This window comes from Blautia hominis, from assembly GCA_002270465.1.
GTDB classification, from domain to species: domain Bacteria; phylum Bacillota; class Clostridia; order Lachnospirales; family Lachnospiraceae; genus Blautia; species Blautia hominis.
The window spans coordinates 1-22,230 of the sequence record NQOF01000014.1; the positions used below are offsets into that span (position 1 = coordinate 1).

Here is a 22,230-nt window from a genome sequence, read left to right on the forward strand (position 1 = left end):
TTGTTGAGGGTACAAACAGCAAATTGAAAATGATAAAACGTACCATGTATGGTCGTTGTGGCAAGGAATTATTGGCCGCAAAGCTTATATTGTCAAATCGCTAATACGGATAATTGCGGAAGAACCCGCATCTGTCGGAATATACAAACATCACATTGGTGTATATGCCAGCAAACAGATAAACATATGGTCAAAGCAGACCATCCAAAATTTTTACTGCATGGAAGTCTGGTATCCCCATCTTTGGCAGCTGCGATCATCTTTATCAATATAACTATGGAAAAATCAATTATATTCCAGCACATTTTAATATGGAAAATGATGATATTTAATAGAATACATGATGGAAGTATTTATTCATCAGCAGTGAAAGAAACGTTATCTTCTTTTGTTTCTGGAATAGAAAGTATAGCAAGAATGGAGCATACTACAGTTTGTTATATTATTGATGGCTTAGATGAACAAGATATATGGAGCGAAAGTTCGCAGGATAGCGTTGGCAGAGTGGCATTGGATATTATAGCAGAAACCAATAATTCTAAATATATTATGTCATTTTGCCAAAATAGACTGGCTCGGTTCAAAAATACTATGTCTAGAATGCAAATTCCGGTTGAATGGTGTGCGCATTCCGAAATTAACGGTTTAGGTTTTCCATTATAGCGGTGTAAGCATTCCAAACAAACGGTGTGATTTTGCTTTATTATTGTAGTGTAACTATTTACCACAGTGTAAAGAAAGGCGCACTAATCATGCAAGATTACACTACTATCCTTGGCGTCATAGAATTGCGTATGAATAACGTTAGTTATGACGATATAAGGAAACGCTACCGGCTCGGCAACATCGGAATAACCCTAATTATGAACCTTTTCAAAGATTCTGGATTATCGCTGACGAATCTGAAACAAATGGCACCAAAAAAGTTATTGACCTGATTTATCCCAAGGACAATCTCCGCCACAAGGGCATCCCTATGCCAGATTTTGAAAAAATCCATTGTCAGATCGTTCAAATGGGGAGGCATGCTGCTTTGAGTTACCTTTGGATTGACTACAAGAAAAAAAATCCAGATGGTTATCAACTCTCCCAGTTTTACAAACTTTATGGCGATTTCATGAAGGAGGCTTATGGCACTTTAAAGGCATCGATGCCGGTTGAAAGAATCCCTGGTAAAAAAATGTACATTGACTGGGTAGGTGATCAAGCGGAACTCTTACTGGACACATCAACCGGAGAAATCCGTAAAGTCCATATTTTTACAACCACGCTCGGCTTCAGCAGTCTCATCTATGCCGAGATATTTATGGATGAGAAGCTGCGGCAGTTTATTGCCGGGACAGTACATGCGCTGTCGTTCTACGGAGCAGTCCCCAAATATTTAGTGCCTGATAACTTACGCACAGCTGTTACAAAACACAGTAGGGATGAACTTGTGTTACAATCCGCTTTTTCTAATCTGGAGACGTTCTACGATACAATTATACTTCCTCCTCCGCCGCGCAAACCGAAAGGAAAGCCTACGGTAGAAAACCACGTCCGTTTCTTGGAGACACATTTGGTTGAAACGCTTAAGAAAGATACCTATACATCTCTTGAGGCATTGAATGCCGCAGCAAAAAAGATAGTAGCAGACATCAACCAGCGACCATTTCAGAAAAAATCCGATATCCGTGAAACACGGATGAACGGATATGAGAAGTATGACAAGCCACGTATGAACAAGCTTCCAGGCGAAAGTTATACGCTTTGTGATTACAAGTACTTTCTTAAAGTTCCCGATAATTATCATCTTGAGTATGATGCCCACTACTACTCTGCATTGTATACCCAGCTTAGAAAACCTGCAATTCTTAAGGCCACAATGACAGAAATTCGTATCTGTGATGAATGTAACCGCCTGATTTGTAAGCATCCAAGGTTATATCGGGATTTTCCCCTGTATGTTACCGAAGATAGCCACATGCCTCAGGAACATCGCTATTACAAAGAGATCAACTTACACGACGGGGCATATTACCGCCGCTGGGCATCCGTATACGGCGATTCAATGATTACCCTCATCGATAGGATACTTCGTAGCAGCAAACATGAAGAGCAGGCCTTTAACAGCTGTGCTGGCGTACTCCATTCCTGCAAGGATGTTCCACACCGGCTGGTTCAGGAAGCCGCTGACAAATGTGTTGAAGCGAATGCCTGCGAGTACTCCTATTTTAAAAAGGTTCTCGGAATGGTGCAGAATTCCCACGCTGCCAGTGACACCTCCTCTTCCGGAAAACTTCCTTCCCACTCTAACATCCGTGGAAAGGAGAGTTACAAATGAGTATAATAATTGAAACAGAATTAACACCTGAAGAGCAGGCGCTGATCTAAACATTCTGGAAGCTCAGCTGAAGGATCCAAATGCGGATTTAAGCACTTTCATGGAACGCATCTCTTCCATGGTTGATTCCGAATGGCAGTCCAGGGCAAATAAACGTTTCAATCGCCTGATGAAAGATGCTCATCTAAGATATCCTACAGCAGATTTGGATGAAACGATATATCATCCGGAACGCCAGTTAGATACCCAGACCATAGAACGTCTAAGCACTTGTCATTGGATTGAAGAAGGTAAGAATCTAATCGTAACGGGTTCCTCTGCAAGCGGCAAGACTTATCTGATCAATGCCCTCTGCGTAACTGCTATGCGACAGTTCAAGAGTGTCAGATATATTAAAGCAAATACTCTTATGAGTGAAATGGAACATGCCCGTATCAAAGCCACAAACCTGGAATACCTGAATAAGCTTACATAGCTTGAACTTCTGGTCATTGATGATTTTGGGCTTATGGATCTTGACCTTGATAAATGCCGTGATCTCTTTGAAGTTCTTGATACAAGAGATGGGAGGAAATCCACTGTGGTCATTTCTCAGTTTCCAGTCATCTCCTGGTTTGACATGTTTTCGGACAACACCTATGCCGATGCCTGCCTCACCCGAATCACTGACAAGCATCACACCTACCGGCTTGAGATGAATGGAGTCAATATGAGAGAAACTAATTAACCGGTTAAACTATAGCGGTGCTACGCACCGATAAAAAGTAAGCGCTACATAACCTACCGTCGTGCTATTTAATATCAATTGCCATAAAATTAGGACAGTTGGAGTATTTCACTTCATGTTCTGATCTTGAACGGCAAAAGTTGTAGCATTTCACTGTTATTTATTTCAAACTTTTGAATCATTTTACTCCAAACTTTATGGGAGGATTTTAGATAATGACAAAAGCTGAAAAAGATAATTACTGGATGGACCTCATTCAGCAGTGCCGCGTCAGTGGTATGTCTGATTATGCATGGTGCAATCAGAACGGGATATCTATTAGTTCCTTTTATTATAACGTTAGACGCTTACGCACCAAGGCTTGTGTTCCTGATCCGGTGGCAAAAGTTACAGAGAAACAGGAAGTTGTACCAATTCACTACAACGAACTACAAGAAACAAAAATCGGTACGCCTCAAAAGCAGTCAGATCCAGCAGCAATCCGTCTTGAATATAATGGCATCATTATGGCTATCAGCAATGATGCAGATGCTGCCGTTATCAAAGCAACGCTTACGGCGTTGCAGCAACTGTGTTAGGTGATCTGGCGTTGCCAAGATCTATCTGGTCTCAGGCTATACAGATATGAGGCGTAGTATCGATGGTCTCATGGCTATTGTTCGGGATACCTATGAGTTGGATCCTTACAGCAATTCACTCTTTCTCTTTTGTGGAAAGAGATGCGACAGGCTGAAGGCTCTGCACTTTGACAAAGATGGTTTTGTGCTGCTGTACAAGCGTTTGGATAGCGGATGTTTTCAGTGGCCACGTAATTCTGAAGAGGTAAGAAATCTTACCCGTCAGGGGTTTCGGTGGCTCATGGAAGGTCTGTCAATCCAGCAGCCAAAGGCAATCAAACCCATTACAAAAAAGCCCTTCTAATTACTTGGACATGTGCAAGCAAAGCCGCTTATTTACTGGCTTTTTAGCTTCTTTTTGGGTATAATAATGGTATCATTTAAGGAGGTTTCTGGTCATGAAAAAATCTGTTGAAACACAAGATCTTAACATGAATAAGCTGGTTGCTCATTTATTAAAACAGCTCGAAGCAAAAGACCGTCAGATGGAACAGCTCAATCAGACCATTGCAAACCTTACGGAAACAATCAATGAAATGAAGCGGAAAATCTTTGGCAATCCAGCGAGAGATCATCCAATGTCCCATCTGCATCATCGGTTTCATACATCATGTATCAGAAATGTATTAATTGTCTGCCTTTCTATCGACAGGAAAAGGATTGGGAGCGGCTTGGTGTTAAGCTGAACCGCGGAACTCTTGCAAACTGGTTCAATACATGTGCCGAAGAATATCTGGTACCTGTCTATGATAAGCTTCATGAGTATCTCCTACAGCAGTCTGTGATCCATGCAGATGAGACCACATGTCAGGTGCTCAAAGAAGATGATAAGACACCTGGATCAAAGTCCTACATCTGGCTGTACACCAGCGGAGCATTTGAAGAGCACCGCATCGTGATCATGAATACCAGCCATCAAGAGGCGGTTATCATGCGGTAAAGTTCCTGGCAGATTTTCATGGCTTTATCCACACGGATGGATTCAGCGGTTACAATCGTCTGCAAGACATTACCCGGTGCGGCTGCTGGGCGCACCTTCGCAGATACATGTTCGAAGCCATTCCCAGGAAAAAAGGGAATGAAGCGCTGGGATCGCCTGCAGCCATCGGGCTTGCTTACTGCGACCAGCTCTTTCAGATTGAAAAAACACTGAAAGATATGGGGCCGGAGGAACGACAGGTTCAGCGCCTGGAACAGGAACGGCCAGTGCTGGATGCTTTCTGAAAGTGGATAGATGGGATGGATGCCCTTGGCGGTTCTAAACTTGCCAATGCGATTAACTATGCTCGAAACCAACGTCCATATATGGAGAATTATCTTCTGGATGGAAGATGTTCCATTAGTAATAATGCAGCTGAGAGAGCAGTAAAAAGCTATGTCATGGGAAGAAAGAACTTCTTATTTCATGACACTGTAAGAGGTGCCAGAGCAAGTGCAGTTGTATATACACTTGCAGAGACAGCGAAAGCGAATGGATTGAACATCCGCCTCTATCTGGAAACAGTAATGGCCAAGATGCTGGACTACAAAAATGAGCCCGATAGCATCCTGGAGGAACTGATGCCATGGTCAGAAGCAATGCAGAGATCCTGTAGCTTGAATAATGGTAATGTCTGAATTTTTCAAAAAAGAAAAATTCAAAAAAGCAATACGCTATTTTATGTAGCGCTTACGTTCGATCTCCACTTTGACGGTTTCGTTCCACGGTGCCAGAAGTTCTAATTCATCATCACTCATCCTATCATCAGGCAGTTTTTCAAGCAGATAGGTAAGATAGTGATAGACGTTTACTCCATTGGCTTTTGCCATTTCTACCATTGTATACACAATGGCGCTGGCCCGGGCTCCGTTTGGTGTGTCGCAGAACAGCCAATTTTTACGGCCAACTGTTATTTCACTGAGATTATTAGAAAAACTGCAGCGTCCATCTTCCAGATAGGTGGAAAGATAAGAACGGCGGTTCTGAATGTAGGTGACAGCTTTGTCATTCTGCTCCCACGGGTAGGGTTCTGCTGATCAAGCCACGACAAAAAGCCTTCTACTACCGGCTTTTCTTTTTCAAGACGAGCCTTTTTGATAGCATCGAAGGAAGAATACTTTGACTTGATCACATCTTCCATATGGAAAAGCTGGTTAATATACAGCATTCCCTGTACGGATGGCTGGGTATAATCCAGAGCCTTTCCTTTTGGGATGGCATCGGTCATCGGTCAGATATCTTCTGATGTGTGCCCAGCAGGCTGTGCGCTTTGCATCCGGAACTTTATTGTATCCGCTGTATCCATCACACATCAGATAGCCCTTGAAGCCGTGGAGGAAATCAACGACATTGTCCCCTGCCCGGGTCTCCGAATATTTATAGAGGATAATAGGCGGTCCTCCGTCTTCGCCGCTGCGGAACAGCCACATATATGATTTTGTCTGTGCACAGCGTTCCGGTTCATGCAGAACCTGCAGAGGCGTTTCATCTGCCATTGCGAATCCCCGTTCCAGAAGCTTTCTGTGGAAGTATTCATACATGGGAAGAAAAAATGCCTCTGAATTCCGGATCACCCAGTTTGCCATAGTAGCTCTGGTGACTGCCACACCATACTGTTTCCAGTCTTTTTCCTGGCGGTAGAGCGGAAGGCCATTACAAAACTTCTGGTACATTACCCAGGCAACTGTACCGGCGGAAGCCATTCCATAGAGCATATGGGCTCTGCCATCTTTGCCTTTTTTGATAACTGGAAGATCACTAAGGCTGCACTGCGGACACTCATAGTTTTTACTGTAGTATTCATATACTTTCAGTTTTGCCGGGACAAAAACTAGTTCCCGGCGGACAAACTCCTCCCCGATTTCTTTCAGTGGAGTACCACACAGGGACAGAGTTTGTCTTCCTCAGACAGGTCCAGATACTTTTTTCAACTGGAACACCTTTAAAACGCTCAGCATCTGTAACTCTTGCTTTTCGTTTTTTTCCTGTTTTTTCTGGAAGAAGTGCTTCAAGATCTTCCGCTTTTGCAGCTTTTGGATCCTGTTCCAATTCAGCCTCATTGAAAAAGTTCAGCTGGCCTGGAATGTCGAGTGTTCTTTTTTCGCTGGAGGTACCAAACAGTTTTTTACGGAGAAGGTCTATTTCCTCTTTCAGGTTATCCCGTTCCTGGGTGAGAGCCTCTTCTCGTTTATTGGCAGCATCGACAGTTGCCTGAAGTGTTTTTATCATTTGAGATCATTGATCATGTCCTTCAGCTCACGGAGCTGGATATCTTTTGAACTGTCTGCCACTGCTTTTTCCTACCTATTTAGTCAAGTATTTTTTCCTTTAAAATCAAGGAATTTTTAGTTCTATCTCTCAGATAAATGAGCCATAATTCTGGATTTCTCTTTATATCAAGTATGAAAGTAGAAGTATTTAGGTACACGAAGTAAAACGTCATTGCTTTTCGCTTTACATGGCCTTGTGTATACCCATCCATCTACGGCAGCGCACCTCCCGTGTCTACCAGGATCTCCATACATTTCTGCATGGCTCCTAACTTCCTTCGTTCCGCCTATCCATAACCAGGGTGTCAGCTTAGCTCCTTTGCAGGGTCTTGCCCTCTGGAAAATATTCCTGCCGACTACTGGCTCATTCTTTGTAATTTAATTCTTACTGACCTGCTTCCGGCTACAGCACCTTGCGGTGGACGTTTTCCTGTCACTTTCTGCTTTGTACAGTTTTTATTCTTTTCTTCACCACTTACCGTGGCTGAATTCAGCCTTCAATTATGCTTGTTAAGGGCTCAATTCAACCGCGATAGTTGGTTCTGCTTATGTCTGGATTTTATGCCGCGTTTAACTGTGGTCTTCTGATATCCTCCATCAGCTTCCTTCCATCGTAATCTACGCCCTTTGTCAGCATGGCATAGAATACCCTCAGAATATTACACGCAACGGCTATCACTGATTGCATTTTCTTCAATGGGTTCCTTTCTCTCGTCCGATAGTAGTTGTGTATTTCTTTAAATTCTGCATTCTTCCCGACCAGAGAAACAGCTGCTTCATATAACACATAACGAAATCTCTTTCTTCCTCAATAGCTAATGTGACTTTCTCCCTGATGTTTACCGGAACTACAATCCACGATTGCATATCCTGCCAGCTTTTGCAGCTGTTTTGGGTTATCAAAACGACTGATGTCACCCACCTCTGCAATAAATCCGCTCACAGTTATCAATCCGATTCCCTTGATTTCCATATGCTTATCAACATAGGGGATCTTCGTTAGCTTTTCCTGCATCTTTTGCAGCAGATCCCCCAGCCTTTCCTTGTAAACATCATAATCATTCAGAAGATTCTTTAACTCCATTCTTGCACTCTTTGGTGCTTCCTGGCTTCCAACACTATGCTCTGCGGCAGTTATCAGGGTCTTTGCCCTCTTCATTTCTGCGCCTCTCAGCTTTGCTTCACGCCAGATTTTGTTCACACCATCTGCACCCAGGCTCCTGATGTCTGCAGGTAAGGGGGCTTTCTTTAAGATCATTATGCCACTGACTGTCTGCAGACTCCTATAAACGTCTTTATACTCGGGAAAATATATGCTGAACCATCTGGCAATCCGGTTCTTTATTCTTGTGATTTCTTCCTGTGTCTGAAATCGAAGATTGGATAAATTTCTGATTTCTGCATAAATACCAGTTGGGATATATGGATATGAAAATCTCCCTTCATTTACCAACGATGCTATTGTCTTTGGATCCATACGGTCATTTTTATTCGGATTGTTGTCATCCATCTCTTTTGACTTTTTGACATGATGCGGATTCACATGGACTGGTTTCATTCCGTTGTCCTGCAGGAACTTTCCTAAGGCGAACCAATAGTGACCCGTCGGTTCCATACCCGGAATTACAACGTTTTTACCATGCCTTTCTGCGAGATCTTCCATCCATGCCTTAAAGTTTATAAAGCCTGCCTCATTATTACTGAATTCGAATGGCTTCTTAGAGTACTCATAATTGCGCCAGTCAAATGCTCTTGCAAAATGGATTTCGCTTCCGACATCAATTCCTACAATCAAAGTTTTTTCCGTAATAGATGCAATTTTTGCGTTTTGTGTGTTACAATTCATTTTAGATACCTCTCTGTTTTAATAAGATTTTTTACTAACCGCCAAAGTCAGTAATCTTATTTTACACTGAGGTATTTTTTTCTCAACCTTCTTTCTTGGAATTTCCTATATTTAAATTATACAGGAAGCTCCTGTTTCTGATATTTTTATCATACCAGAAAACAGGGGATTTTCCTAGCAAAACAGCAGATTTATAGGGGCTTGAAAGTGCTGAAAAAACAAGTTTTATGTGTATCTTTTTCGTGTAGTCTTAATCGCCTTTGGCTGCTCAATATCGATGCCTGACATCAGCCAGTCGAACTCCCGCCATGTAAGATTCCGGACTTCGGATTTATTCCTTGGCCATCTGTAAGATCCCTGGGCAGTCAGTCTTTTGTAGATCATAACCATCCCGTCCGGTTCTTTAAAAATGGCTTTGATCCGGTCACATTTGCGACCGCAGAAAAGAAAGAGGGCATGGTCAATCTCCATCGAAAACTGTTTCTGGATAGTCGCACATAATCCATCAATGGATTTGCGCATATCTGTTCTTCCGCAGACGATATAGATTGCAGCAACACTTGAGATATCCGCTAGCATAATGACTCCTTCAGCGTATCCATGAGTATCTTCAGAAGCACCGGTTTGATTTCATTACTCATTCGTATCAGAAATCCGTCTGCTTCGATTTCAATCGTATGTGAATTGTCAAGGTGCATAGAACTGCTTCCATTATCTGAAATCCGTTCTGCCGGAGAAGACTCCGGTCCTATAGCAATCTGAACCACATCCTGTTTATGGGATGTAAGGTCAAGAGTGCTGGCTTTTCCAACTGGATCCGGTATCTGACAGGCTTTTTTACGGAGACGGGTAACTGCATTGTAAAAACAGCTGGGAGATATCCCGTGTTCATTACACCATGCAGCATCTGTCAGGCCACTTTGCCTGCATTCAGTTACCAAATCCATCCATTCTTCCAGGGAGCGCCCTGGAGCACGTTTGTAACTCATAATGAAACCTCCAAATGTATCGAATTTCTATCTCCTATCAGGCGGAGTGTAGTAAAAATCTATTTACTATCATTATGAGTTCAAAAACGTAGACAGTAAAGCTACCCAAGATTTAAGCGCTTACATTACAAGTACTGGAATGTGGACTGATTCTGGAAACAGGATCCGATAGAGTTCCTGTTCGTCCATATCGTCAATAGTTTCAGCGGCTACCGGATGGGCCATTGCAGCCTTGGCAGTCTTTGCCACGGTATTTCTTGATACGCTGAGCATATCAGCGATCCTCCGCTGGCTGTGGCCATCACGGAGAAGTTGAAGAATCTGTTTTTCTTTGGACATGGGTAAGTCCTCCTCTTAAAGTATTACGGAATAATCCGTAAATCCAGTATACAACAAATTTAAGCGGTGGTTCCGGGCAGCGGAATGGCTTCTTGCGGTTGGCGGCTCTCAGATACGGAACGGGTGGCTCTGCACAGCGGATTCACTGGCTCTCAGGGGGCAGAATACTCATTTGTTTCCGGACAATTCAATTTTACCATAAACCGGTGAGGAGTTGTTTTATTTTTGTAAAGAAAAATCACCGCAGATATGTGGGTTTTGGCGTTTCGCAAACGCCTATGTGCTTTTTTACATACAAAGGATCTGCGCTCTAATTACTTAGTGCGACAGCCCCACAAACTGGTTTAAAGTGACTTAAAATTCAATGAGTGATTGACCTAATTGGGATTGACATATACATTTGTCAAAGGTTTTACTATCATTTACGTTTTCATAATACAAATTCCATTTTTAATGTGAGAAGTTTAAGTCCTTGATATATTTTTTATTACATACAAGCAAACGATTATCATCTGAAAAAATCAATATGTCCTCCAAGCCTAGTAAAAACACCTCTTTTTTATCATATATAAATGCAATAATATTATCATTCATTTTGAATAAACCATCTCCAACATAATAATTGCTATCATCTCTAAGAAAAAAACCTTCAAATCTTTTCCAGCTCCCAAGATCTTGCCATCCAAATTCACCTCTGATAACTTCAACATATTCACTTTTCTCAATTAACCCATAATCAATAGATACGGGAACCAGCTTTTCGTAAATCCTCTTATCATTATATTTAATATATCTACAAATCAAGTTATAATTTATAGGTGCATATTTTTTTATCTCTGAAAGTCCAAACGAAATACCTACAAAAAAAATCCCAACATTCCATAAATATTTTCCTTTTTCCACATATTTCTGTGCTTCTATTGCACTAGGCTTTTCAATAAATTCTTTTACTGCTCCTATTTCACCCTCCTCTAATAGCTTATTACATTCTATATAACCATAATCTGTTTCATTATAAATTGTATCTACACCAATAAGCATAATCTTATCATTGTTTTCCATATAGTTTAATACGTTTTGAGAAACCATACTAAATTTTAGTTCATCTTCTATGAAAGCATCCGATGGTGTTATCATCACTATTCCATCACCATATTTTTGTAATATTATTTGCATCGCATAACATATGCAATTTAGTGTATTTTTTCGTTCTGGTTCTACCAAAATATTCGACATATCTATAAATTTCAGAACTTCATGACTATAACTTTTTTTTTGTTCCTCAGTCATAATTACAAAAATATGTTCTTTTTTAACATATGCTTGTATCCTTTTTATAGCTAATTCCAATAAACTTCTCCCATTAAAAACCTTCAAAAATTGTTTTGAATACTTTTCTGTACTTAATGGCCATAAACGACTCCCACACCCTCCCGCTAAAATCAATCCATACACATTTTCTATTCGGTTCATTTTCTAAGCATTCCTTTCATAATAAATTTTACATTTAGTAATCCACAAAATAAACGCCATCGCCCGTAACACACCTAGCTTTTTTGTGTGCATAGAAGCAACAGAATCAAATCGCCAAAAAAATCTGATAGCATAGTATTCGGATATCATATAGGTCATAAACAATGCATGCCCGAGACCAATGAAGCCCATCCATGCATGGCAGCTATAACTGAAACTGCACTGCCATACCCTGTCATATGGTGAAAAGCCATGGTTGCAAGTGTTAAAAATAACGGCTAAAGACAGCCTGGCTACCAGTTCAAAGTACCGCCAAAAACAGTACCATATATAGAAACTTGCTTGATGTCGTTCAGAATTTTTTTGTCATTTTGCTGGAGAATCTTTCCATCATATTCAATCAGGAGCCATGCGTGTGTATAGATAAACTTAAACTTTCCCGGAACTGCATTCAAGTATTTTCGCGTTCTCCGTGAAGCATAGGCAGAATGTGGTCAAGGATGAGTCTAACTTTATCACCTTCCGGAATGGTTATATAAGCTAGACGACATTGGTAAAAAAAGATAATCTGAACTCAATAATTTATAATATTGTATATGATAAAGCAACAAAACCATGTGACAAAGACTTTAGAGCTTATATTCAACGAGACAGAAGCGCTGATGGAAACTTTACATGAACGGACTTCCCTTATATCAGATCCATCAGGAATTTTTGCGGAACGACATTCACATTTCCAAACAGGTCATGACGAATTGGATAATTCAGTGTGCGGATTGGTATCTTGGAATCCTGTATGAATATCCGCGGACCCGGAAGGCCAACCACCCAGAAATATTTCTAAAAGGATTTCAGAGTGTTGTTGTCTATGATGGATATTCTGCATACCCAAAACTGGATTGTGAGAATCCAGACATCACATTTGCAGGCACCTGGCACCATTTACAGTGAAAGTTTACAAATGCATTAGAGGAGCTCCAGAAGGCCGTCCAGAAAAACGCAAAAGGGACTATTATCTATGAGACCTTAACTCAGATTGCAACCATCTTGACAATCAGTTAAAAGCACCGTGACCAGATTAGCGAAAAAGCAACGACAAACCGACCTCAACCCTCTGGTGGAGGATTTCTTTGTATAGGCAAAGGAAAACCAGAACTGAAACAAGCTTTCCTAAAGCAAGCCATTGAATGGGCTGACCTACTGTATCAATCAGGAGCTGTCATTAAAAGTATTCCTTAATAATAGGAAAGTTCCACTTGATAATAATGCGGCAGAAAGTGCCCTGCGCAGCTTTTGCCTACATAATCATACCTTGAAACTAATCGACAGTATTGGCATGCTGTTATTACACCATTACAGAAACGGCAAAAGCAAACAACCTGCATCCCTTCCTTTATCTGAAATACATACTGATGAAGTTGAAAGAACGTCAAGATGATACGGATTACAGCTTCATCCATAACTTGCCGCTGCGGTTAAAGACACTGCCGGATATTTGCAGGAGCAGATCAAAAACAACAAATGTATAGGAGAATGCCCCCAAAAAGCGGCTAATTATTAAGACCGTACTTATGGTTTACCATATACTTATTGCAATCAGTATTTAAAAAGCATTCCCGTAAAACTTTAATGAAAAGGTGTTACACGTGTAGGTTTAATACATGATGTATTTACGCTGGCCGGCATTGGTAATAAAAACCTTTAAATCCATTAAACGAAAACGCAAAAACTGGCCACTAAGACCAATTATTAATCTATTATACGTAAACTGTTAAGGAGCTTTTACTAAATTATGCAGTATTTTAGTAATACAGATGTATGTAATAAGTGCCTTCCCAAAATAAAAACGTGCTATCAGCTATACTTACTTAACCACTTCCAAAAGTTCTGTTATTTTTGAAATTGATTTATCTACACTATTTAAATTAACATTATTTTTAAGAAATTGAGTAGTTTGCACAGTATACATTCCAATTGCCTTAGCACCTAATAACTCATTATCACCTCCATCTCCCACATATATTGCTTCGCTTGGCTTCACGTCCATTTTTGTACATGCATACCTATAAATCGTTGGATTCGGCTTCATCATACCTATATCGCATGAAAATATTGCATAATCAAATATATCTTTAAGTGGCGAACATTCCCAACAAGATTTATCTAATATATCTGCATTACTAATTAAACAAAGCTTTGTATATTTTTTTAATTCTAATAATGTCTGACAAATATTATCATCCACCTGAACTAATGTCTTATATAACCTCCTCTTTCGGATATCTAAAACTTTCGCCAAAAGAATCTCGTTATTCCCATTACATCCAACCGATACTAACATTTGCCTAATTATTTGGTATATATTTTTTTCTTCACCTAGTATTCTATTCGTATATATCTTTTTTTCGTCTATTTTCTTTTCCCACTCATTACATGTAATCCCTAGTATTTCGTATTCTTTTTCATCTAAATATTCAAAAGGGCATAATGTAAAAAACAAATCAAAAAATATACATTTTACCATTTTCTTAAATGTTGTATTAATAAATACAACTAATCCCCTTTCCACTAGTAATATGAATACACCAACTATAAATTTGTAACCCAAAATTCGCACTTAAATAAGTTCGTGTGCACTTTGAAAATCCAATAAATGTTGGCATAAAAATAGCATAAAACCGCTGGTTTTGTTATAATTAAGTCACCACAACAAAATCATAAACTGGAAACTCATGCTATTGATTAATAGTATAACACAACACTATCAGAATGAAAAACAAATCTCTTCATCAATCAGTGCGACCATTCTAAAAAAGTTGAACTTCTAACCCAAAACTATAATCACACAAAACAGGCTTACAGGTATGGCTTCCGTATACTTACGCTTGGCTGGTCAGATGGAAATACTTTCCTTCTATCTTCTAAAGAGGCAAAAAGCTGTATAAATGAAGTAGTCCCACTAGACAAAAGAACCGTTGGCTACCAAAGCCCGAAGCTTTCTATAGCAATAGGCACAGAGGCTATGATATTTGCAATTCCATCTGCGTTAAAGCGATAGCAAAAAGCCGCATATTATAATAATTCATAAACTAAGACTCTTTTTCAGACAATTTTTAATGAATCTGATATACTAAAACCAGTATGAAAGAAAGGATTCATTGCCATGTCCAGACAAAGAAGAAACTTTATTGCCAAATTCAAATCAGACCTTGTGATTGAGTTGCTTAAGGGAGAGAACGATCTCAATACTCTTGTAGCTGAGAATAATATCCAACCTGATTTACTCCGTAACTGGAAGAAAGAATTCCTAAATAATGCTTCTACAGTGTTCGACGATAAGCGAGAGGAAAACCTCAAAGGTAAGCTTGCTAAAAAACGCAAAAAGAAGGCGGAGTATGCAAAAAAGGTTGGTCAGTTAACCATGCAGGTTGACTGGCTCAAAAAAAATACTAAGAAATTTTTGGACCTGACTACGGGGGTAAATTTAGTCCAAAGACTTTTGACGCCTAAAGAATTACCAGCTTCTGTTGGTGCAAAATCACTCGATATGAATCGCACTGGCATTTACTACAAGGGCAAGCCAGCATCTGCAGAAGAACTTGCCGGTAAAGCGATGATCGATCATCTTCATACGGATAATCCAACCTGGGGTGCCAGACAAATGTCAGCACAGTTAAAAGCCAGAGACTATCATGTTGGTAGACTTAAAGCCCGTCGATACATGAATGAGATGGATATTTATCCCATGTATCCACAGATGGGTTTCTCCAAGCGAATGCAACACGCCAAGGTGTGTCCTTACCTGCTTCGCAATGCTGTTATAGATGCGCCAGATCAGGCGTGGTCCATTGATATTACTCATATTCCAATCAGAACACGAATTTCTTTATCTGCCCGTTGTAATCGACTGGTATAGCCGATGTATTGTAGGTTGTGAGGTCGATGATACATTTGATACCAGAATGGTTATAAATGCTCTCAAAAAAGCATTTAAAGTGGCGAAACTTCAGATCCTTAATTCAGATCAAGGCTGCCAATTTACAAACCGGCAATACATTAACTTTATAAAACAAAATGGAATTTGCCAGAGCATGGATGGAAAAAGCCGCTGGGCTGATGACATCATGATTGAGCGATGGTTCCGCAGTTTCAAATACGAAGAAGCTTAATTAACACAGTACATCAACATCAAGGAAGCCAAAGCTGTCGTCGGGAAATATATCCACTTATAACGTTAAGCGTCGTCATTCTGCACTTGATTACAAAACACCGGCTGAATGTTACTATCCAGCAAAGCTTTCAAATATTGAATTATTAAGGTGCATAGGTATTGTCGACATGTTTGAATGTTCTTTGCAAGTTCATACAGTTAAGATATCTAGCAACTAATTTACGTGGTATTACAATAAATTAAAGTTTTTCACCATTTCATCATTTTATAAAGCTTTTATTATAATACATTTAATTTTTCCGATAACATAAATCAAATTATTTTCTGAACAAATAAAAAAACTGTCTCCTTTACGTATTTTACAGCTTTTTTCATTATTTATTATTTCACCTATTCCATCCAATATAATAATGTATGCTTTTTTATTTAAATTTACTTTTTTACCTGGATAACTTATATTAATAAATGTAATACTTAATCCATTTTCATTTAATATTACCTGTGTATCTTTTCTTGCTTCATACTTTTTGTATTGAAGTATTTCTTTATTTACATTTCCAAATGCTTTATCAAGATGTAGCTCTCGTGTATTGCCGCTATAATCAATTCTATTAAAATCATCAATTCTGTATGTAATATTTTCCCATAATGAGACCTCGCAGATTAATATCCCTCCTCCAATAGAATGTATAGTACCAGGATATACTTTAATAACATCTCCTTCTTTAACAGTGAGGGTATTTAATACTTTATCTATTCCTATGTTATTAAAACACTTTTCACAAAATTTATTTAAGTATTTTTTTTTAACTCCTACTTTTACAGAAGCATTTTTTTTACACTTTACTATATACCACCATTCGGAATAATTTGGATGAAGCTGTATAGATAATGGTGATTCTGCATCAATCAATTTGACTATAGGAATAATGCCATTTATCAAATACTTATCATCATAACATTGGTACGGCGATAGTAATTTCACTTCTCCTAACTGACATTTTATTGAACTTTGTGGGTATAGAGTATGTAAATTATTTCCTGCCCATATTTTTTGTTCAAAGATTGGTTCTATTTTTTCTACAATATTTTTTGTCATAGTGTTCTCCAAATGCTTTTTTCTGCTTTATCGTAAAAACATCATCAAAATGTGTGCCATCTATTTAGATTCAAGTTTATGTAATGAATCAAGTGGCATTTCTTTATTTAAAGAATCAATGATCATCGCCGCATACTCACTCATATCGGCCTCCAAATACCACTTCCTATCCAATATACTCTGTTCACGATAATTTAAATTAGTTGTTATCATATAATCAAACACTTGTTTACAATATGCATCTTCAATATCATTAATTCCTTCAGTAAATAAACCAAATGTACAGCAAATAATCACCTTATTAGCTCCCATAATTTTTAATTTATGCGCTGTATCAATTATACTTTCGCCTGTTGAAATCATGTCATCGATTAATATGCAATCTTTTCCTTCCACATTTCCACCTAAAAACTTATGCTCTAAAATAGGATTTCTTCCATCCTTTATTTTGCTGTAATCCCTACGCTTGTAAAACATCCCCATATCCACTTGAATACTATTAGCTAAAAGAATTGCCCTATCAACAGCACCTTCATCTGGGCTAATTATTATTAATTTTTCTTTTTCAAATTTTATACTTTTTATGTTATTAATTATAGTTTTTAAAAATTGATATGAAGGTATTAGATTCACAAATCCACCTAACGGTATCGCATTTTGTATTCTAGGATCATGAGCATCAAATGTGATTATATTAGCGACTCCTAAGTTAAATAATTCTTGAAGCATTAATGCACAATCCAAAGACTCACGATTATTTTTTTTATGTTGTCTCCCTTCATACAAATATGGCATAATAACAGAAACTCTTTGTGCCTCTGATATGGCAACTGATATTACTCTCTTTAAATCTTGAAAATGTTCATCTGGAGACATCGGTATATCTTTGTCCCGCAATCGATAGGTAACATTATAATTAGTTACATCAACAAAAATATACACATCACTTCCACGTATTGATTCATTAAAAACCACTTTACCTTCACCTGTTGCAAATCTAAAGCAACCCGGCTTAATTAAAAATACATCTTCTTTCCTAATCTCCCGTAAACGTTTATATACTAAATTTCCAAAATCATCACAAGAAGGCAAAACAATTAAATTAAGTTCATTAACCATCTTACTATTTATTCTTCTTTTCAATACAATTCCTCCTGTTTTATTAAATAAGTTCTCGGAATTCTTAGCCCTTATTTTTCAAGGCTTTCCATCCTTTTATAATAAAAATCACCCACTTTTTTCGCCAAAAAGCTTGACAAATCACCCAAAATTTGCGGCGAAGCCGATTGATTATATTTTATTTTCATCGACTGGAGGCGATTTTTATGTTACCTTGCAACATCGGCGGACATTCCGCCTATCAGGACTTTGTCCTGACAGAACTTTTTCATTATTATCCGGATCCTTTTGCTCTTTCTAAGGATACCTGGAAATCCATCATTGAATTCTGGCATCTTGATCTATCCTTAACTGACTCTCTTATGGTGGAACGCTATTCCAAACACGGGCCTGCTCCAAGACTTCCTTCCTGCATGCTCCGCTCCTATCTGTTGTCCATTAAATTTAAGATCACTTCCATCACCCGGTGGGCCGCTCTTCTCAAAGAAAACCCTTTGTATGCCATTCTCAGCGGCTTTCCCTTTGGCGACGTTCCTGGTATTGGTACCTTTTATGACTTTTTTGCCCGCTTGTGGGATCTTGACTCTAATAACCTTTCTCCAAAGGAAAGATTTTTGAAATCTAAAGTTAAAAAAGGAAATAAGAAAGGCGATAAGACTCCTGCTGACACGGAGTCCATTTCTTCCAGACTGCTTCCTTTCTTTCAGAGGCACCCTGTGAAGCCTGCCCATGCCTTTTCTTTCATTTTTCAGCTCTACCAGACTCAATTCCTTCATAGATTCATTGAGGATGGCCTCATAAATCCAGCAAAGCTTTCCCTGGCTGGCGATGGAACACCTGTGAAGACCTCCTCACTTCTTCGCAAAAAACGAATCTGCAGCTGTAAGGAAAACGGTATTTCTGACTGCAACTGCAAGCGTCTGTTTTCTCAGCCAGATACCAACACCGGATGGGACTCTACGAGAGAATGCTATTTTAACGGATACCACCTTTTCATGTTTGTCGCGTCCGATTCCTTTAGTGATCTTCCTGTCTTCCCTCTACTGGAGCGTGCTTCCAGACACGATATGTTGTCTTTCCTGCATACCTTTTTCAGTATGAAATCCTATCTCCCTGATTTCCATCTGGAAAAACTTCTTCTTGACTCTGCCATGGATGCTATCCCTGTCTATGAGTACTGTAAGGCAGAAAAGATCCAACCTTTTATCGATCTAAAGAAAACGAACAATGGGAACTACAAGTACAAAGATACTTTTACCATTGACTCTGATGGGGTTCCCCGCTGTAAGCTGGGCTTACGTATGTATCACGATGGATATGAACCTAAGAAAAACCGGTGTAAATACCGGTGTCCAAAAGCAAACCGCCAAAAAGGCTGCTTCTGTGATACACCTTGCTCACCTGCTAAATATGGGCGGACTGTACATACACAATTAAAGGATAATCCCCGCATTTTTAACATACCGCCAAGAGACAGTAAGGAATGGGATAAGGAATACGGCAGAAGAACTTCTGTGGAACGCTCTAACAAGCGTGAGAAACAGGACTATAAATTAGAAGACGGCAAACACCGCTCTACGAAGATGTGGTATTGCCGCCTCTATGTCATCATGATGTGCCAGCACCTTGATGCCTGGAACATGCCCTCTGTTGAGGACTTTCAAAACGCTATCCAATCCGCATAGGTAAGGAGTAGCAATACTTATTTTAAAGCATAGCAGCCGCTATGTCTATTTCTAATACACAAAAATATCTTCTTTTTTTCAAAACTGCCAATATTCAATTTTCAATCTGCATTGGAATTAGATTTATCTAATTCCGAGAACTTATTTAATTATGATTTCCCCCCGTTTGCAAGCCACAATGTTGTCCAGGGAACTTGCCGCCCATATAGGCTAGACAAGCCGTAAAGAGAACGACTTTATTCAGCATATCAGAGATGTCATAAGTCAGACCATGAAAGACCGTTAGTACTTTATAATAGACAACCTAAGTACCTATAAATCTGAGGCTCCTTGCACGCCTAATGGCCAGCCTGGATGTACTGGGATGAAAGGGCACTACGTAATCCTGAAGGACATGAAAAGCCGGTAAGGATATCTGAAAAATAAACTTTATAATGTATATAACTACACATCCAAGCACTGTTTCTGGTATAACTTCCATTTCCTTATCTATAAAAAACTTAGAAACAAAAGCTAAAATTTTATTGTTTATTATGACATATGTTTGAAAAGCCATTCCAATAGAACTCTTCGTCGAAAAATGTTGCGCGTGTAGGTTTATTACACGACGTATTTACAACGGATAGCACTAGATACATAGCAAATCAACTAATTAACCGTCTCACTTCTTAAGCGTAGTTTATTTTTATATATTTTTCATAACTAAATATATCTTATTTTCAATTTTTTTTATATGTATATTGATTTCATATAGATGAACTATGGATTCATTAATCAACCATATCTTATGGTCAGATAAAATATCATTTATAATTTTTATTCCTTTTTTATTTTCACCTCTCCTCAAATCAGTTGTGTTCGACTGATTATAAAAATCCCATATGAAATTTTCCAATTTATTGTTATGAATCATTCCATTTCCATCCATCACTGGTACTTTAATATTTTCGCTTACTAACATTTTCCATATTTTAAGCAGTTCTTGTTTTTTATTTGCAACAAGACTTTTACGATAGTCCACTAAATCTCGTAGTTTCTGTTGAACTACAATTGTGCTTTCGCTAGCTTGAAGTAGTCCATATTGAAGTAGTTCTGCAATCCACTCACAGTCTTTTGTCTTTACTATTCTACCAGGCATATTTTTTATTGTATAAACATTAATTATGATCACAATAAGTCCTGACGCCTCCAATATTTTGTACAATTTTTCTCCAAACAAACTATGATTGTCCATAGCAATAATTTGACATTTTACTTGAATGAGCCAATCCGATAATTCAAGTAATGATTTAATATTTGTATTGTATTCACGGATTTCTACACTATTATCGTATATAAAGCAAGCTAGCAATTTTCCCTTATTGAATTCTATACCGCAACAATTATTGTAAATTATATTCATACAATTTTTCACTAAACTAAAAATTAATTATTTCAAATAGATTATTTAAAACTTTATTTAAATTATTGTCATTGTATTCTAAAATAAAAAAATCAACTTTTTTCTCCATTTCTAAAAATAGTTTATGACAACATAAAAATCTGTGCTCATCAAATTCATCTAAAATATTAAGGAAATTTGCGTGTTCATTATCATGTGGTATATTCACATAATTTAAGAACTCATCAAAGTTCATTCTAATTTTAGTAACTTTACCATTTGTATCAGCACTGAATTTTGGACATACTATTGAATACAGTATTGCCCTTTTATCTGGTATAATAGAATTATTTCGTAAAAATGTGGATACTGGTATAAAAAGCTTACTATTATCATATGAGTGTTTATATTCATATTCTTTTTCCATTTTAATATTATATTTTTTAATAGAATTTATTTTTACTTTTAAGTCTTCAAACCAAGGAATTACATCAATGGACTCACTATTTTGTTCTATCATGCAATTATCATTGCAAACATAATTTTTATTTAATTTTAATAAACTTTCTAATAAACAAGTCGTTTTTCCGGAATTCTTTTCACCAATAAATAGTATACAATTATGATTTTGATTAGATATTCCAGATGCATGAATATGTAAACTATCATAAAAAAATTCTCTATATCTGTATACTAATTCGATAAGTATTAATTCTAAAGTTTCAACTAACCCATTATTATTATTTCCACTACAATAAATTATTTTTTCATTATAGTTAATATATACTAAAACATTATATTTTTCTATAAAGATTTCTTTATTTGATCCAAGATTCCTAAACAAACCAGTAATATAATATTCAGATCGCTTTCCGCCATGTATTAATTCCCTTTTGTATCTATTATTCCTATTAAATTTTATCATTTTTTTATATAAAATTATTTTATAATATATATTATTTGTAGAACATATATCCATTATTGGTATATATTTTTCTTTTATTTTTTTAATTAATAGGTTATCATTGACTTCAATATTTATAATAGTACCAAAATAGTCAAAATTTAAACTATACATATTATTCCTTGTATGATGTTTATAGAAGCAAAAACAAGATATTCCTTTCATTTTTCTTATACTGTGGTTTAACACATTCAGATACCGTGGACTTTTGATTCTTTTCTGTAGCTTGCCTACTCGACAGGAGTATA

General features: G+C 37.8%; 21 protein-coding genes and 4 pseudogenes. 14 read left to right on the forward strand and 11 right to left on the reverse strand.

The genetic code is table 11. The features are described 5' to 3' along the window. Positions 1-186: 186 nt before the first annotated feature. The 8 genes and pseudogenes from CI595_RS26985 (at position 187) to CI595_RS26775 (ending at position 5,284) form a co-directional block, all read left to right on the forward strand. Positions 187-663, forward strand: coding sequence for a hypothetical protein (locus CI595_RS26985; protein ID WP_095176344.1), 477 nt, complete (start codon positions 187-189; stop codon positions 661-663). 313 nt (positions 664-976) lie between these two features. After that, entirely contained in the window at positions 977-2,323 is a 1,347-nt protein-coding gene (locus CI595_RS25125; RefSeq protein WP_243135257.1) for a Mu transposase domain-containing protein, read from the forward strand. Then, a pseudogene (locus tag CI595_RS26475) lies at positions 2,320-3,050 on the forward strand (ATP-binding protein). Before CI595_RS25125 ends, CI595_RS26475 begins: the two are co-directional and overlap by 4 nt. Positions 3,051-3,265: 215 nt before the next feature. Further along, positions 3,266-3,628: an IS66 family insertion sequence element accessory protein TnpA gene (gene tnpA, locus CI595_RS25140; protein ID WP_095176347.1), complete on the forward strand. Its 363-nt coding sequence runs from the start codon at positions 3,266-3,268 to the stop codon at positions 3,626-3,628. Positions 3,629-3,653: 25 nt separating this feature from the next. Continuing rightward, positions 3,654-3,971, forward strand: coding sequence for an IS66 family insertion sequence element accessory protein TnpB (tnpB, locus tag CI595_RS25145; protein ID WP_279233402.1), 318 nt, complete (start codon positions 3,654-3,656; stop codon positions 3,969-3,971). Positions 3,972-4,065: 94 nt separating this feature from the next. Next, positions 4,066-4,353, forward strand: coding sequence for a hypothetical protein (locus CI595_RS26215; RefSeq protein WP_147737769.1), 288 nt, complete (start codon positions 4,066-4,068; stop codon positions 4,351-4,353). Next, positions 4,278-5,035 (forward strand): annotated as a pseudogene (gene tnpC / locus CI595_RS26990) (IS66 family transposase); the annotation flags it as partial. The gene CI595_RS26215 and the pseudogene tnpC (CI595_RS26990), both read left to right, overlap by 76 nt. A 12-nt stretch (positions 5,036-5,047) precedes the next feature. Continuing rightward, entirely contained in the window at positions 5,048-5,284 is a 237-nt protein-coding gene (locus CI595_RS26775) for a transposase domain-containing protein (RefSeq protein ID WP_243135262.1), read from the forward strand. A gap of 36 nt (positions 5,285-5,320) precedes the next feature. On the opposite strand, the pseudogene tnpC (CI595_RS26995) reads toward CI595_RS26775, so the two are convergent. The 6 genes and pseudogenes from tnpC (CI595_RS26995) to CI595_RS25190 all read right to left on the reverse strand — a co-directional run bounded on the left by tnpC (CI595_RS26995) (position 5,321) and on the right by CI595_RS25190 (position 11,563). Continuing rightward, positions 5,321-6,937 (reverse strand): annotated as a pseudogene (gene tnpC / locus CI595_RS26995) (IS66 family transposase). Positions 6,938-7,475: 538 nt separating this feature from the next. Further along, positions 7,476-8,762: pseudogene (locus CI595_RS25170) on the reverse strand (IS110 family RNA-guided transposase). A 225-nt stretch (positions 8,763-8,987) separates the two neighbouring features. Next, complete coding sequence (gene tnpB / locus CI595_RS25175; RefSeq protein WP_095176352.1) at positions 8,988-9,341, reverse strand: IS66 family insertion sequence element accessory protein TnpB; 354 nt, start codon at positions 9,339-9,341, stop codon at positions 8,988-8,990. Continuing rightward, entirely contained in the window at positions 9,335-9,751 is a 417-nt protein-coding gene (tnpA, locus tag CI595_RS25180; protein WP_095176353.1) for an IS66 family insertion sequence element accessory protein TnpA, read from the reverse strand. The genes tnpB (CI595_RS25175) and tnpA (CI595_RS25180) overlap by 7 nt, the downstream gene beginning before the upstream one ends. A gap of 120 nt (positions 9,752-9,871) precedes the next feature. Then, complete coding sequence (locus tag CI595_RS25185) at positions 9,872-10,090, reverse strand: helix-turn-helix domain-containing protein (protein WP_095176354.1); 219 nt, start codon at positions 10,088-10,090, stop codon at positions 9,872-9,874. Positions 10,091-10,540: 450 nt separating this feature from the next. Then, positions 10,541-11,563: a sugar phosphate nucleotidyltransferase gene (locus tag CI595_RS25190; RefSeq protein WP_095176355.1), complete on the reverse strand. Its 1,023-nt coding sequence runs from the start codon at positions 11,561-11,563 to the stop codon at positions 10,541-10,543. A gap of 675 nt (positions 11,564-12,238) precedes the next feature. Between CI595_RS25190 and CI595_RS27240 the strand changes: the two genes are divergently transcribed. The 3 genes from CI595_RS27240 to CI595_RS27250 all read left to right on the forward strand — a co-directional run bounded on the left by CI595_RS27240 (position 12,239) and on the right by CI595_RS27250 (position 13,092). Continuing rightward, a complete protein-coding gene (locus CI595_RS27240; RefSeq protein ID WP_147737770.1) occupies positions 12,239-12,514 on the forward strand; it encodes an IS66 family transposase in 276 nt (91 codons plus the stop codon). Between the two features lie 232 nt (positions 12,515-12,746). Beyond that, positions 12,747-13,001 carry an IS66 family transposase gene (locus CI595_RS27245; protein ID WP_187144063.1) on the forward strand — a complete coding sequence of 85 codons (255 nt, stop codon included), beginning with the start codon at positions 12,747-12,749 and terminating at the stop codon, positions 12,999-13,001. Further along, complete coding sequence (locus tag CI595_RS27250) at positions 12,916-13,092, forward strand: transposase domain-containing protein (RefSeq protein ID WP_408608210.1); 177 nt, start codon at positions 12,916-12,918, stop codon at positions 13,090-13,092. Before CI595_RS27245 ends, CI595_RS27250 begins: the two co-directional genes overlap by 86 nt. A gap of 335 nt (positions 13,093-13,427) precedes the next feature. On the opposite strand, the gene CI595_RS25200 is transcribed toward CI595_RS27250, so the two are convergent. Next, complete coding sequence (locus tag CI595_RS25200; RefSeq protein WP_147737771.1) at positions 13,428-14,171, reverse strand: HAD family hydrolase; 744 nt, start codon at positions 14,169-14,171, stop codon at positions 13,428-13,430. Between the two features lie 555 nt (positions 14,172-14,726). Here CI595_RS25200 and CI595_RS25205 point away from each other — a divergent pair. Both CI595_RS25205 and CI595_RS27255 read left to right on the forward strand, forming a co-directional pair. Continuing rightward, on the forward strand, positions 14,727-15,479 hold the full coding sequence (locus CI595_RS25205; protein WP_243135259.1) for an IS3 family transposase: 753 nt from the start codon (positions 14,727-14,729) through the stop codon (positions 15,477-15,479). Beyond that, positions 15,388-15,732: a DDE-type integrase/transposase/recombinase gene (locus CI595_RS27255; protein ID WP_243135260.1), complete on the forward strand. Its 345-nt coding sequence runs from the start codon at positions 15,388-15,390 to the stop codon at positions 15,730-15,732. Before CI595_RS25205 ends, CI595_RS27255 begins: the two co-directional genes overlap by 92 nt. 267 nt (positions 15,733-15,999) lie before the next feature. Here the strand turns inward: CI595_RS27255 and CI595_RS25210 are convergent, their stop codons facing one another. After that, a complete protein-coding gene (locus CI595_RS25210) occupies positions 16,000-16,833 on the reverse strand; it encodes a class I mannose-6-phosphate isomerase (protein WP_095176357.1) in 834 nt (277 codons plus the stop codon). Between the two features lie 60 nt (positions 16,834-16,893). Further along, positions 16,894-17,952: a ribose-phosphate diphosphokinase gene (prs, locus tag CI595_RS25215; RefSeq protein ID WP_095176362.1), complete on the reverse strand. Its 1,059-nt coding sequence runs from the start codon at positions 17,950-17,952 to the stop codon at positions 16,894-16,896. A gap of 206 nt (positions 17,953-18,158) precedes the next feature. On the opposite strand from prs, the gene CI595_RS25220 reads away from it, so the two are divergent. Next, complete coding sequence (locus CI595_RS25220) at positions 18,159-19,637, forward strand: hypothetical protein (RefSeq protein WP_095176358.1); 1,479 nt, start codon at positions 18,159-18,161, stop codon at positions 19,635-19,637. Between the two features lie 685 nt (positions 19,638-20,322). Here CI595_RS25220 and CI595_RS25230 read toward each other — a convergent pair. Both CI595_RS25230 and CI595_RS25235 read right to left on the reverse strand, forming a co-directional pair. Then, entirely contained in the window at positions 20,323-21,039 is a 717-nt protein-coding gene (locus CI595_RS25230; RefSeq protein WP_095176360.1) for an IS110 family transposase, read from the reverse strand. Positions 21,040-21,055: 16 nt separating this feature from the next. Beyond that, positions 21,056-22,096: a hypothetical protein gene (locus CI595_RS25235; protein WP_095176361.1), complete on the reverse strand. Its 1,041-nt coding sequence runs from the start codon at positions 22,094-22,096 to the stop codon at positions 21,056-21,058. Positions 22,097-22,230: the final 134 nt, after the last annotated feature.

Excerpts from the sequence above, each read along its gene's own strand:
- CI595_RS26985 (WP_095176344.1), top strand. The coding sequence starts at position 187 with ATGGTCAAAGCAGACCATCCAAAATTTTTACTGCATGGAAGTCTGGTA.
- CI595_RS25125 (WP_243135257.1), top strand. The coding sequence starts at position 977 with ATGCCAGATTTTGAAAAAATCCATTGTCAGATCGTTCAAATGGGGAGG.
- tnpA (WP_095176347.1), top strand. The coding sequence starts at position 3,266 with ATGACAAAAGCTGAAAAAGATAATTACTGGATGGACCTCATTCAGCAG.
- CI595_RS26215 (WP_147737769.1), top strand. The coding sequence starts at position 4,066 with ATGAAAAAATCTGTTGAAACACAAGATCTTAACATGAATAAGCTGGTT.
- CI595_RS26775 (WP_243135262.1), top strand. The coding sequence starts at position 5,048 with ATGGGAAGAAAGAACTTCTTATTTCATGACACTGTAAGAGGTGCCAGA.
- tnpB (WP_095176352.1), bottom strand. The coding sequence starts at position 9,341 with ATGCTAGCGGATATCTCAAGTGTTGCTGCAATCTATATCGTCTGCGGA.
- tnpA (WP_095176353.1), bottom strand. The coding sequence starts at position 9,751 with ATGAGTTACAAACGTGCTCCAGGGCGCTCCCTGGAAGAATGGATGGAT.
- CI595_RS25185 (WP_095176354.1), bottom strand. The coding sequence starts at position 10,090 with ATGTCCAAAGAAAAACAGATTCTTCAACTTCTCCGTGATGGCCACAGC.
- CI595_RS25190 (WP_095176355.1), bottom strand. The coding sequence starts at position 11,563 with ATGAACCGAATAGAAAATGTGTATGGATTGATTTTAGCGGGAGGGTGT.
- CI595_RS27240 (WP_147737770.1), top strand. The coding sequence starts at position 12,239 with ATGAACGGACTTCCCTTATATCAGATCCATCAGGAATTTTTGCGGAAC.
- CI595_RS25205 (WP_243135259.1), top strand. The coding sequence starts at position 14,727 with ATGTCCAGACAAAGAAGAAACTTTATTGCCAAATTCAAATCAGACCTT.
- CI595_RS27255 (WP_243135260.1), top strand. The coding sequence starts at position 15,388 with ATGCGCCAGATCAGGCGTGGTCCATTGATATTACTCATATTCCAATCA.
- CI595_RS25210 (WP_095176357.1), bottom strand. The coding sequence starts at position 16,833 with ATGACAAAAAATATTGTAGAAAAAATAGAACCAATCTTTGAACAAAAA.
- prs (WP_095176362.1), bottom strand. The coding sequence starts at position 17,952 with ATGGTTAATGAACTTAATTTAATTGTTTTGCCTTCTTGTGATGATTTT.
- CI595_RS25220 (WP_095176358.1), top strand. The coding sequence starts at position 18,159 with ATGTTACCTTGCAACATCGGCGGACATTCCGCCTATCAGGACTTTGTC.
- CI595_RS25230 (WP_095176360.1), bottom strand. The coding sequence starts at position 21,039 with ATGAATATAATTTACAATAATTGTTGCGGTATAGAATTCAATAAGGGA.
- CI595_RS25235 (WP_095176361.1), bottom strand. The coding sequence starts at position 22,096 with ATGTATAGTTTAAATTTTGACTATTTTGGTACTATTATAAATATTGAA.